The sequence below is a fragment of the Variovorax cryoconiti genome, from assembly GCF_051216395.1.
Taxonomy (GTDB): Bacteria; Pseudomonadota; Gammaproteobacteria; order Burkholderiales; family Burkholderiaceae_C; genus Variovorax.
The window spans coordinates 67,316-79,465 of sequence record NZ_JBPJZI010000004.1 but is presented as its reverse complement, the minus strand read 5'-3'; the positions used below and the strand labels follow the sequence as shown (position 1 = coordinate 79,465).

At 70.5% G+C, this 12,150-nt stretch carries 7 protein-coding genes; 4 read left to right on the top strand and 3 right to left on the bottom strand.

What is annotated here, in order from left to right; translation table 11 throughout:
• The first annotated feature begins 2 nt into the window (after positions 1-2).
• Genes ACSFA2_RS12100 through ACSFA2_RS12090 form a run of 3 tightly spaced genes read left to right on the top strand, consistent with a single transcriptional unit; the run spans position 3 to position 3,206 of the window.
• The gene (locus ACSFA2_RS12100; RefSeq protein ID WP_435455582.1) at positions 3-419 is read left to right on the top strand and encodes a hypothetical protein; all 417 of its coding nucleotides are present in this window, start codon (positions 3-5) and stop codon (positions 417-419) included.
• Positions 416-1,885, top strand: a complete 1,470-nt coding sequence (locus ACSFA2_RS12095) for an RAD55 family ATPase (protein ID WP_435455581.1) — start codon at positions 416-418, stop codon at positions 1,883-1,885. The genes ACSFA2_RS12100 and ACSFA2_RS12095 overlap by 4 nt, the downstream gene beginning before the upstream one ends.
• Position 1,886: 1 nt before the next feature.
• Positions 1,887-3,206, top strand: a complete 1,320-nt coding sequence (locus ACSFA2_RS12090; protein ID WP_435455580.1) for a hybrid sensor histidine kinase/response regulator — start codon at positions 1,887-1,889, stop codon at positions 3,204-3,206.
• Here the strand turns inward: ACSFA2_RS12090 and ACSFA2_RS12085 are convergent.
• The 3 genes from ACSFA2_RS12085 to ACSFA2_RS12075 are packed head-to-tail and all read right to left on the bottom strand — an operon-like array spanning position 3,196 to position 5,305.
• Positions 3,196-3,711, bottom strand: a complete 516-nt coding sequence (locus tag ACSFA2_RS12085) for a hypothetical protein (protein WP_435455579.1) — start codon at positions 3,709-3,711, stop codon at positions 3,196-3,198. The two genes, ACSFA2_RS12090 and ACSFA2_RS12085, sit on opposite strands and share 11 nt — an antisense overlap.
• A gap of 57 nt (positions 3,712-3,768) precedes the next feature.
• On the bottom strand, positions 3,769-4,464 hold the full coding sequence (locus ACSFA2_RS12080) for a dienelactone hydrolase family protein (protein WP_435455578.1): 696 nt from the start codon (positions 4,462-4,464) through the stop codon (positions 3,769-3,771).
• 19 nt (positions 4,465-4,483) lie between these two features.
• The gene (locus tag ACSFA2_RS12075) at positions 4,484-5,305 is read right to left on the bottom strand and encodes an alpha/beta fold hydrolase (RefSeq protein ID WP_435455884.1); all 822 of its coding nucleotides are present in this window, start codon (positions 5,303-5,305) and stop codon (positions 4,484-4,486) included.
• Positions 5,306-5,696: 391 nt separating this feature from the next.
• On the opposite strand from ACSFA2_RS12075, the gene ACSFA2_RS12070 reads away from it, so the two are divergent.
• Entirely contained in the window at positions 5,697-12,149 is a 6,453-nt protein-coding gene (locus ACSFA2_RS12070; RefSeq protein ID WP_435455577.1) for an AAA family ATPase, read from the top strand.
• The last annotated feature ends 1 nt before the right edge of the window (position 12,150 follow it).

The window sequence follows — 12,150 nt, the reverse complement described above, 5'->3', positions numbered from 1 at the left end:
CCATGCCAAGCGAAATAGTCAAGCGAGTGATTTCGCAGTGTGCCGGCGACGGCGCGCCATCTGCCGATGTTGCGCGGTCCATCATTGGCGCGCTGAAGTCCCTGCATGCAGAACTCACCATGGTGGTGGGCGTGCAGGCGGCTTCCTCGCTGATTGCCCATGCCGTGCATCGCACGCGCACCACGGTCGGCTGGACCCTGGTGTCGGCAGCGGTCATCACCGACAAGACACTCGACGCGTTGCGCGACGACCTGGCGGCGCGTCCGCCCGCGGGCTGCCGCGCGGCGGGCGAATTCCTGCTTCTCACCCTGGTCGATCACCTCATCTCCCTGATCGGGCAGCCCTTGACTCGCCGCATGCTGCATTCCGCCTGGAATCTGCCCGATGCCGAACTCACTTCTCAGGAGAGCCTTCAATGATTGACAAGGTTGTCATCCAGCGCCTGCCCACTGGCGTCCCGGGCCTCGATGCGCTCCTGACCGGAGGGCTTGCAGAATTCTCTTTCAACCTGATCGCCGGGGCGCCTGGTTCGGGCAAGACCACGCTCGCGCACCAGATCATGTTCGCGCTCGCCAACCCTGAGCGCCGTGCCATCTTCTTCACCGTGCTGGGAGAGCCGCCGCTGAAGATGCTGCGCTACCAGCAGCAGTACAGCTTCTTCGATGCGGCCAAGGTCAACGATTCGATCCGCTTCATCAACCTGGCCGATGAACTGGTGTCCGGGGACTACGACCAGGTGCTCGCGCGGATCGTGGAAGAGGTGGAGCGCTTCGAGCCCTCCCTGGTGATGGTCGACTCCTTCCGATCGGTCGTGCAGGCTGCACGGGGTGTCGGCAAGGACGAACTCGATCTTCAGCGATTCATTCAACGGCTCGGGATGCTGCTGACCACCTGGCAGGCCACCACCTTCCTGATTGGCGAGTACGTCGCCCTCGAGGCGGAAGCCAACCCCATCTTCACCGTGGCCGACGGCATCCTGTGGATGGCCCAGAGCGTCGAGCGCAACTCGATGGTGCGCAAGATCCAGATCATGAAGATGCGCGGACACGCCACGATTCCGGGGCTGCACACCTTCCGCATCAGCAGCGACGGCGTGCACATCTTTCCCCGCACGATCACCAGCGGCCACATGCCGCCCGACAACCCCGGCAGGCAGAGCACGGTGCCCGCCCGGCTGTCGATGGGCGTTCCGCTGCTCGACGAGCTCATGGGCGGCGGGCTGCCGGCCGGCTACTCGCTGCTGGTCGCCGGCCCGTCGGGGTCGGGCAAGTCGCAACTCGCGGCGGCGTTCCTGGCCGAGGGGGCACGGGCCGGCGAAAAGGGTGTCCTCGCCGCGTTCGAGAAGAGTCCGGCACGCTCGCACAAGGTCAAGCTGGACGAACTGATCGCCAACGGGCAGGTCGGCGTGATCGACACGCGCGCGCTGGACCTGTCCATCGACGAAACGCTGTATGCGCTGACGGAGATGATCGGACGTACCGGTGCCACCCGGGTGGTGATCGATTCCCTCTCCGGTTTCGAGCTGGCCCTGGCACCGACCTTTCGGGCCGATTTCCAGGAGTCGATGCATCGCATGATCGCGGTGCTCACGGGCCTGGGCGTGGCGGTGCTGCTGATTTCCGAACTGGAAGATCGATACACCGACCTTCGCTTCAGCCCGTACGGCACGGCTTTTCTGACCGACGCGATCATCGTGCAGCGCTACGTCGAACTCAAGGGCCAGCTCAAGCGGGTCATGGGCGTGGTGAAGGTGCGCAACAGCGCCCACAGCCACGATCTTCGGCCCTACGAGATCACCGATGCCGGTCTGGTGATCGGTGGGCCGATCCCCGCCATGGACGCCATGCTGACAGGGCACCCCCGGCCGATCGGCACCGGAGACTGAGATGAACCACCGGCCCCGTGACGCTCAGCGCGAACCCGGTGCCAGCAATGATCGGGCGCCGAGTCTGCAGGCGCTGGCCGAGCGTCGCTTGCAGGACCTGCAGGAAGCCAACGCGCACCTCGTTCACGCGACCCTCACCGCCGAGCAGCTCGGCGAGGCCGCCAAGCGTGCCAAGCGGCAGCAGGACGAGTTCATCGCGATGCTGGCGCACGAACTGCGCAATCCCCTGGCGCCCATCCGCAGTGCCGCGGCGCTGCTGGAGCGGCTCGAGCCGGTCGACCCGCGCGTCAAGGCGATCAGCGACATTGTCGGCCGGCAGGTGGCGCACATGGCGCGCCTGCTGGACGATCTGCTCGATGCGTCGCGCGTGACCAGCGGCAAAGTCACCTTGCGCCGGAGGCCGACCTCTGTGACCGAGTTCGTGGATGCAGCCGTCGAGACGACCCGTTTCCTCATCGACTCTCAGCATCAGACGCTCACGCTGACACTGCCTCCATTCCCCCTCTATGTGAACGGCGACCCCACGCGCCTGGCGCAGGTCGTCGGGAACCTGTTGCACAACGCGAGCAAGTACACGCCCGACGATGGCGCCATCGACCTGAGCGTTTGGCAGGACGGCGCTTCCGTGGTGCTGCGCCTGAAGGACAACGGCGGTGGCATTGCCGAAGAGGCGATCGAGGGCATCTTCGACCTCTTCACACAGGAGGAGCGCTCGCTGAGCCGCAGCCATGGCGGCCTGGGTGTCGGACTTGCCGTGGTGCGCAGCATGGTGGAACTGCACGGCGGGACGATCTCGGTGCACAGCGACGGGATCGGTCGAGGCACCGAATTCACGGTCGTGCTCCCGCGAATCGACCACGTCGCCGAGCCGGCCCCGGCGCACACGAGCGCGCTCGGCTTCGTCCCCGCGCGCGTCCTGGTCGTCGACGACAACCAGGATGCGGGCGACATGCTCGCCCTGCTGCTGCAGGTGTCCGGCCACGACGTGGAAGTCGCCCGCGACGGGCTCACCGCCCTGACCGCCTTTGCGAAGCAGCGGTCGCAGGTCGTGCTGTGCGACATCGGCCTTCCCGGCATGAGCGGTTACGAGGTCGGAAAACGCATGCGTCTGGAGAAGAACGAGGACGACCTCGAACCGCTCCTGATCGCGCTCACGGGCTATGACTCCCCCGCCGACCGGGCCAGAACGCTGGCGTCGGGCTTCGACTGCCATGTGGCGAAGCCCGCTGATTTCGACGCCATCCTCGCGTTGGTCCAGCAACACTTCGCCGCGAGACGCACGAACGGTGCCGCGGGATGCAGCGCTGCGATCAGCCGATGAGGCCGGCGCCGGGAAGCGACGTCGTGCGGCGTGAGCGCAGGCGCCGGACCTGCAGGACGCAGCCGATCACCAGCAGCACGAAGCACACGCCCACGGCCTTCTGCAGCGCCGGGTCTTCCGGGCTGGAGAAGAAGGGTGCGCCCAGCGGAAAACGGGTGAAGGTCTCGGTCAGGCCCGGGATCATGTGGAAGAACAGGGTGGTCGAATAGGCGATGGTCGCCACGTAGCGCGCCGCGCCGCCGAAGAGTCGCCCGCTGCCGGCCAGCGCCGCGATGCCCAGCACCGCCAGCGTGACGATGCCCAGCACGTGCGGTGCGCCGAATCCACCGCGCTGGAAGATGCCGAAGCCGGTGAGGCAGGTGAGCACGGTGGCCCACACGTACACGCGCGCGAGCGTGCTGCCCGCCGCGATCTCGCCGGAGCGCAGGATGGAAGCGATGCCGGCGGCAAGCGCCACGAGGCTGATGGCGGTGTGAATCGCACCGAGCGTTGTCAATCCGAACATGGTCTTCTCCTGGGGGTGGTGGGTCGAAGCTGCGGATGCTCGGCTGCTGCGCTCAGGTCATGCCTGCAGCCGGGTCTTGAAAAAATCGTGCGTGCGGACGTTGGCCAGCTGTGCGGCCGCCGCATCGTAGTGCGTGCCCCCGTGCCGCGCAAACGCGTGCATGCAGCCGGGGTAGCGGTAGACCTCGACGTTCGGCTTGCCGGCCAGCGCATCGACGATGGCCTGCTGTGCGGGCTTGTCGATGAACTCGTCGTCCTCGCCCAGGTGCATCAGCAGCGGCGCGGTCAGCGCTGGCGCCTCGGCCAGAAACTCGTTCGTGCGGCCGCCGTAGTACGCCACCGCCGCGTCGAGCGTCGAGCGCGCGGCCGTGAGGTAGGTCATCAGGCCGCCGAGGCAGTAGCCCATGAGCCCGACCTTGCCCGACGCACCCGGCAGGTGCCGCGCGGCCTCGAGCGTGGCGGCCACGTCGCGCACGCCGGCGTCCAGGTCGTAGGCCTGGTAGAGCGCCAGGGCCCGCGGCCAGTCGGTGTCCGGCGACAGGTCCAGCCCCGGTTCGAGGCGCCAGAACAGGTCGGGGCACAGGGCGATGAAGCCCTGCGCCGCCAGCTCGTCGCAGGTGGCGCGCAGGTCGGCGTTGATGCCGAAGATCTCCTGGCAGACCACGATGGCGGGCACGGGCTTCGCGCCCGCTGCCGGTCGTGCCACGTAGGCCGCGAAGTCGCCGTCCGGCGTGGTGATGGTCACGCTGTTCATCGCGGTCTCCTTTGCGGGCTCAGCCCTTGATGAAGCTCAGCAGGTCGGCGTTGATGACGTCTGCGTGCGTCTTGAACATGCCGTGCGGGTAGCCCGGGTAGATCTTGAGCGTCGAGCCTTTCACCAGCTTGGCCGACAGCACGCCCGCGTCCTGGTAGGGCACGATCTGGTCGTCGTCGCCATGCATCACGAGGGTCGGCACGTCGATCTTCTTCAGGTCTTCGGTGAAGTCGGTTTCAGAAAAGGCCTTGACGCAGTCGTAGTGCGCCTTCACGCCGCCGGCCATGCCCTGGCGCCACCATTCGGTGCGCATGCCTTCGGACACCTTGGCATTCGGCCGGTTGTAACCGTAGAAGGGCATCGTGAGGTCCATGTAGAACTGCGAGCGGTTGCCGGCCACGCCGGCGCGGATGCCGTCAAACACCTCGATCGGCAGGCCGCCCGGGTTGGCCGCGGTCTTCACCATGATCGGCGGCACGGCACTGATCAGCACGGCCTTGGCGACGCGCTTGGTGCCGTGGCGTCCGATGTAGTGGGCGACTTCGCCGCCGCCGGTGGAGTGGCCGATGTGGATCGCGTTCTTCAGGTCGAGCGCCTCGGTCAGCGCGGCCAGGTCGTCGGCATAGGTGTCCATGTCGTTGCCGGTCCAGGTCTGCGTCGAACGGCCATGGCCGCGGCGGTCGTGCGCGATCACGCGGTAGCCCTTCTGGAGGAAGTACAGCATCTGGATGTCCCAGTCGTCGGCCGAGAGCGGCCAGCCGTGCGAGAACACGAGGGGCTGGCCGGTGCCCCAGTCCTTGTAGTAGATCTGGGTGCCGTCTTTGGTGGTGATGGTGGGCATGGGTTGGTTTCCTTTGGAGAGCGGTTGGGAGGATGAGAAGGGGCTGCCACCTGCGGCGCAGCCCGGCAGGGCCAGGGCGGCGGTCACGGCCGCTGCGCCGCCCGCCAGCAGCAGCTGGCGACGCGACAGATCGGCGAGAAAGGTGGGGGGTAATTCGTTCACGGAGACTCCTGATGCATGGCGCGTTCGATGGGAACTCGAACAGCGCGCCGGCGCATCGACCTTTGGAGGCAGGCACCGCCGATGCAGGGCTGCCAGGCCGTCGTGGCATGTGTCAACTGTCGAAGAGGGTCGCCGGCTGGTCACAATGCCGGGCGGACGGGCGCACTCCAATGCGGGCGAGCCGTCCCGATCGAATGGCGCAAGGAACCTCACACATGCTGGACGGACGATGGCAGATCTGCAGCGCGCCGGCGTGACCGCCGGCGGGGCGCAACCGCTCGGCCGCCTGGTCGACCGCACGCTGCGCAGCGACGCCCAGCTGCAGCTGGCGCGGCGCACCGCCTCCGGCGGCGGCGCGTCGGTGCTGATCCTGCGCACCGTCGCGGCCCGCCCCGGCGCCGCGCTGCGCGAGCGGCTGCGCCACGAGTACGCGCTGCGCGAGCGGCTCGACGACGGCTGGGCCGCGCGGCCGATCCACCTTGACCTCGACGCCGAGCACCCTGCGCTCACGCTCAGCGACCCGGGCGGCGAGCTGCTGTCGCGCCGCATGGGCGGGCCGTGGCCGGTGCGCGCGGCGCTGCGCGTGGCCGTCGGCATGGCTGCGGCGCTCGGGCAGCTGCATGCGCGCGGCCTGATCCACAAGGACATCCAGCCCGGCCATTTCTTCGTCGACGTGGCGGCCGCGCGGGCCTGGCTCACCGGCTTCGGCCTGGCCTCGGCGCTGCCGCGCGAACAGGCCAGCGCGGCCGCCTCGGACATCATCGCCGGCACGCTGCGCTACATGGCGCCCGAGCAGACCGGCCGCATGAACCGCTCGGTCGACGCGCGCAGCGACCTGTACGCGCTGGGCGCCACCTTCTACGAGATGCTGACCGGCGTCGCGCCCTTCCAGGCGACCGACCCGGCCGCGCTGATGCACGCGCACCTCGCGCAGCAGCCGGTGGCGCCGGGGGTGCGCGTGCCCAGCCTGCCGCATACGCTGTCGCGCATCGTCATGAAGCTGCTGGCCAAGGCCGCAGAGGACCGCTACCAGACCGCCGCGGGGCTGGAGCTCGACCTGCGGCGCTGCCTGTCGGACTGGGAGCGCCAGGGCGCGCTCGACGACTTCGTGCTCGGCACCGCCGACGTGCCGCGGCAACTGCTGGTGCCCGAACGCCTCTACGGCCGCGAGCGCGAGGTGGCCGCGCTGCGCGCCGCCTTCGACCGCGTGGCAGACCAGGGCCGGGTCGAACTGGTGCTGGTGCACGGGCCCGCGGGCATCGGCAAGTCGTCGATGGTGCGGGAGCTGCAGCGCGCACTGCTCGGTTCGGGCGGGCTGTTCGCGTCGGGCAAGTTCGACCAGTACACGCGCGACGTGCCGCTGGCCACGCTGTCGCAGGCGCTGCAGGGCCTGCTGGGCATGGTGCTCGGGCGCCCCGAGCCCGAACGCGCCGTGTGGCAGGCGGCGCTGCGCACCGCGGTCGAGCCGCACGGCCACTTCATCGCCGGGCTGCTGCCGCAGCTGGAAACGCTGATCGGCCCGCAGCCCGAGGGGCCGGAGCCCTCGTCGCAGGATGCGCAGGCCCGCTTCCACCAGGTGTTCCGGCGCTTCCTGCAGGTCTTCGCGCAGCGCGCGCATCCGCTGGTGCTGTTCCTCGACGACCTGCAGTGGGCCGACCGGGCCACCAGCGACCTGCTGGCGCAATTGCTCGCGGCCCCCGAGGGCGCGCACCTGCTGCTGGTCGGTGCCTGCCGCGACGGCGATGGCGATGGCGCCGGTGACGCCGCCCCGGCCGATGCACCGGGTGTGCTGGCGCGGCTCGACGCGATGCGCGGCGACGGCGCACCGGTCAGCGAGATCGCGCTGCGCCCGCTCGACGTGGCAGACATCGGCTGGCTGGTGGCCGACACGCTGCGCACGGACACGCACCGGGTCGTCGCGCTGGCGCGGCGGGTGCACGAGCGCACCGGCGGCAACCCTTTCTTCACGGGCCAGTTCATCACCGAACTGGCCGACGAGCAGCTGCTGCACTACGACGCGTCGACGGCGCGCTGGACCTGGGACATGGCGCGTATCGACGCGCTGGCCGAGGTCGACCCGGGCGCCGACGGCGTGGTCGCGCTGATGGCGCAGAAGCTGCGGCGGCTGCCGGCCGCCACGCGCGCCGTGCTGCAGCAGCTGGCCTGCCTCGGCGTGCAGGCCGAGACCGCGGCGCTCGCGACCGCCGCGTCCTGCGACGCCGACGCGCTGCCCGCACTGCTGCATCCGGCGGTCGCGGCCGGCTTGCTGCTGCAGCGCCAGAGCCTCTGGGTCTTCCAGCACGACAAGGTGCGCGAGGCGGCGTACGCGCAGATCGCGCCCGCCGCACGGCCGCGGCACCACCTGCAGATCGCGCGGCGCATGCTGGCTGCCATGCCGTCGCCGGATGCGCGCATCGCCGCGGTCTTCGACATCGTCGACCAGCTCAACCGCGGCGCCGGCGCCATGACGCGCCAGACGGAGCGCGAGCAGGCGGCCGAACTCAACCTGATGGCTGCGCACCGCGCGCGGCGGGCCGCGGCCTACGGCTCCGCGCTCGGCTATCTCGGCGCCGGCATCGCGCTGCTGACCGACGCGTCCTGGCAGCGCCGCCATGCAATGAGCTTCGAGCTGCACCTGGTGTGCAGCGACTGCGAACTGCTCGCCGGCCTCACCACGCAGGCCGACCTGCGCCTGGCCGCGCTGCTGCCGCGCGCCCGTACCCGGGGCGAGCGGGCGGCGGTGTACCGCCTGCGCGTGGTGATGCACGTGCTGTGTTCGGACTACGCCCGCGCGGTGGCCGAGGCGATCGAGTGCCTGGCCGACTTCGGCATCGACCTGGTGCCGCACCCGAGCGATGCGCAGCGCGACGCGGCCTACGCCGACGTGCTGATGCGCCTGGGCGACCGTCCCATCGCATCGCTCAGCGAACTGCCGCGTGCGGTCGACCGCGATGTCGAGGCGGCGATGGCCGTGCTGTCGGAACTCTTCGCGCCGGCCTGCTTCACCGACGAGCGTCTGGCCTTCGTCCACCTGTGCCACATGGTGCGGCTGAGCCTGGCGCACGGCATCACGCCCGGCTCGGCGCAGGGCTTCGCCTGGTTCGGCATCCTGCTGGGCCGCTTCTACGGCCGGCACGACGACGGCCTGCGCCTGGCCCAGCTGTCGCAGACGCTGGTGGCGCGCCACGGCTTCGGCGCCTACGAGGCCAAGAGCCTGTTCTCGCTGGAGATCGCCAGCGGCTGGACGCGCCCGCTGGAGGTCGCGGTGCGGCTGGCGCGTGCCACCTTCAGCACGGCGGCCGCGCAGGGCGACATGGCCGTGGCCTGTTTTGCCTGCCACCACGTGGTGAACGACCTGCTGCTGCGCGGCCATCCGCTCGACGCGGTGGCGCGCGACATCGACACCGGCCTGGCCTTCGTGCGCAAGGCGGGCTTTCGCGACGTGGTGGACGAGCTGCTGTCGCAGCAGCGCTTCGTGCACGCGCTGCGCGGCCATACAACCAGCATCAAGAACTGGGACGGCGACGGCTTCGACACCGCGGCGTTCGAAGCCGCGCTCGGCCCCGGCCGCATGCCCACGATGGTCTTCTGGCACTGGCTGCTGCGCGCCCAGTCCTTCTTCATCGCCGGCCGGCCCGAACGCGCCTGGGACGCGTCGCTGCGCGCCGAAGGCTGGCTCTGGTCGGCGGTGCACGTGCAGTGCGCGAACCAGCCGTACTTCGCTGGTCTGGCCCTGGCCGGCCTGCCCGACGAGGAGGCCGTGCGCGTGGTCGACCGGCCGCAGCGCCTGCGTGGCTACCGCGACCAGCTCGCCGGCTGGGGCAGCCATGCGCCCGCCACCTTCGCCGACAAGGTGGCGCTGCTCGACGCCGAGATCGCGCGCCTGGAAGGCCGCACGCTCGACGCCGGCCGGCTCTACCAGCGCGCCACCGACCTGGCGCGTACGCAGGGCCTGCTGCAGAACGAAGCCATCGCCAGCGAACTCGCGGCCCGCTTCCACGCCGGCGAAGGCCTGGCCACCGTGAGCGAGACCTACCTGCGCAGCGCGCGGCATGCCTACCTGCGCTGGGGCGCCGACGCCAAGGTGCGGCAGCTGGAGCAGACCTTCGCCTTCCTGCGGCACGAGCCGGTGACGGGCAGCGACGTGTCGCCGGACTTCGAGCTCTCGGCCGAGCGCATCGACCTCGCCGCAATGATCCGCGTGTCGCAGGCGCTGTCGGGCGAGATCGTGCTCGACCGCCTCATCGACACGCTGCTGACCGCGGCCATCGGGCATGCCGGCGCGCAGCGCGGCCTGCTGGTGCTGTCCGACGGCGAAGCCTGGCGCGTCGAAGCCGAGGCGCACACACGCCGGGACGGCGAAGGCGTGGTGGTCGACTTCCGTCGCACGGCGCTGGCCGCGCACGACATGCCCACCACCATGCTGCAACACGTGGTGCGCACCCGCAAGCGCATGCTGCTCGACGACGCATCGGTGGCGCCGGTGCTGACGCCGCAGGGCGCCGACCGGCGGGACGAGCGCGCCGGCCGCCGCTCGGTGCTGGCGCTGCCGCTGGTGCGGCAGGGCCAGCTGCTCGGCCTGCTGTACCTCGAGAACAACCTGGCGCCACGCGTCTTCACGCCCGAGCGGCTGAGCCTGCTGGAGGTGATGGCTTCACAGGCGGCGATCTCCCTGGAGAACGCGCGGCTCTACGCCGACCTGGCGCGCGAGAACCACGAGCGCCGCGTGGCCGAGCGCGAGAATGCGCGCGTGCAGGCCGCGCTGCAGGACAGCGAGCTGCGCTTTCGCCGCATGGCCGACGCCACGCCCGACGTGATCTGGATCACCGAGCTCGTGCCCGAGCGCGTGGTCTACGCGAGCCCGAGCTTCGAGCGCATCTGGGGCCGCAAGGTGGAAGACCTCTACCGCGAGCCGCACCTGTGGATCGACAGCATCCACCCGGCGGACCGCGGCCGCATCGGCGAGACCTTCGGCGACTGGATCGGCAGCGGCGCGCACGCGCCATGGAGCGCGGAGTTCCGCGTGGTGCGGCCCGACGGTGCGGTGCGCTGGATCCACGAGCGCGGCGTGCTGATCTCCGACGGGCAGGTGCAGCGCGTGAGCGGCATCTCGACCGACATCACCGAGCGCCGCATGGCCGAGGCCGCGCTGCGCGAATCGGAAGAACGCTTCGCGCTGGCCGTGGCGGGCGCCAACGACGGCATCTACGACTGGGACATCCTGAGCGACCAGATGTTCATGTCGGAGCAGGCCCAGCGCCTCTACGGCATCGAGCTGGGGCCGACGATGCGCACGCGCTGGGAATGGATGATGCTGGTGAAGATCCATCCCGACGACGTGCCGGTGCGCAGCGAGAAGATCTTCGGCTACCTCGAAGGCCGCCTGCCCACCTGCGACGGCGAGTGGCGCATGCTGCACCCCGACGGCGTCTACCGCTGGCTGCGCATCCGCGGGGTGTGCGTGCGCGATGCCAATGGCCGCGCGACGCGGCTCGCTGGATCGGTCAGCGACATCGACCTGCAGAAGCGGGCCGAGGCGGCGCTGCAGCAGACCCAGCGGTTGGAGGCGGTGGGCACGCTGGCCGGCGGCATCGCGCACGACTTCAACAACATCCTCGGCGCCATCCTCGGCTTCGGCGAGATGGCGCTGCGCGGCACGCGCGCGGGCAGCCGCACCCGGCGCGACATCGAGTTCATCCTGACCGCCGGCGAGCGCGGCCGCGCGCTGGTCGAGCGCATCCTGGCCTTCAGCCGCAGCGGCCTGACCGAGCGCGTGCCGGTGCACGTCGAAGGCGTGGTGCAGGAGGCGCTCAACCTGCTGTCGGCCGGGCTGCCCGACGGGGTGCGCGTGCAGGCCGATCTGCGCGCCGGCGCTGCGGCCATCCGCGGCGATGCGACGCAGATGCACCAGGTGCTGATGAACCTGGCCACCAACGCGCTGCAGGCCATGCCCGGCGGCGGCACGCTGTGCATCGGCCTGGCGCCGCAGCGGCTCGCGCTGCCGCAGGTCGCGAGCACCGGCACGCTGGCGCCGGGCGAGTACCTGGTGCTGTCGGTGGCCGACACCGGCGCGGGCATCGGCCCGGAGAACCTCGCGCGCATCTTCGACCCCTTCTTCACCACCAAGGACGTGGGCTCGGGCACCGGGCTGGGCCTGTCGCTGGTGCACGGCATCGTGTCGGAGTTCGGCGGCGCGCTCGACGTGCGCACCGCACTCGGCGAGGGCAGCACCTTCACCGTGTACCTGCCGCGCATCGACGACATGCCGCTGCCGGTCGACGGCGCACCGCACGTGCTGCCGCGCGGTGCGCACGAACAGGTGCTGGTGGTCGACGACGAGGAGGCGCTGGTGCGCCTGGCCACCGATACGCTCACCGGTCTGGGGTATGTGCCGGTCGGCTTCACGTCGAGCGAGGAGGCGTTGGCCGCCTTCACAGCACACCCGGACCGCTTCGACGCGGTGCTGACCGACGAACGCATGCCGGGCCTGTCCGGCGCCGAGCTGATCCGCGCCCTGCGCCAGGTGCGGCCGAGCGTGCCGGTGGTGCTGGTCAGCGGCTACCTCGGTGCCGCGGTGGTGCGGCGTGCGCGCGAGGCCGGGGCCGATGCGGTGCTCGGCAAGCCCGTGGCCCGGCACGAGCTGGCGAGCGCGCTGGCGCGCGTGCTGGGCACCGGCACCTGAG

Excerpts from the sequence above, each read along its gene's own strand:
- ACSFA2_RS12080 (WP_435455578.1), bottom strand. The coding sequence starts at position 4,464 with ATGAACAGCGTGACCATCACCACGCCGGACGGCGACTTCGCGGCCTAC.
- ACSFA2_RS12100 (WP_435455582.1), top strand. The coding sequence starts at position 3 with ATGCCAAGCGAAATAGTCAAGCGAGTGATTTCGCAGTGTGCCGGCGAC.
- ACSFA2_RS12090 (WP_435455580.1), top strand. The coding sequence starts at position 1,887 with ATGAACCACCGGCCCCGTGACGCTCAGCGCGAACCCGGTGCCAGCAAT.
- ACSFA2_RS12085 (WP_435455579.1), bottom strand. The coding sequence starts at position 3,711 with ATGTTCGGATTGACAACGCTCGGTGCGATTCACACCGCCATCAGCCTC.
- ACSFA2_RS12070 (WP_435455577.1), top strand. The coding sequence starts at position 5,697 with ATGGCAGATCTGCAGCGCGCCGGCGTGACCGCCGGCGGGGCGCAACCG.
- ACSFA2_RS12095 (WP_435455581.1), top strand. The coding sequence starts at position 416 with ATGATTGACAAGGTTGTCATCCAGCGCCTGCCCACTGGCGTCCCGGGC.
- ACSFA2_RS12075 (WP_435455884.1), bottom strand. The coding sequence starts at position 5,305 with ATGCCCACCATCACCACCAAAGACGGCACCCAGATCTACTACAAGGAC.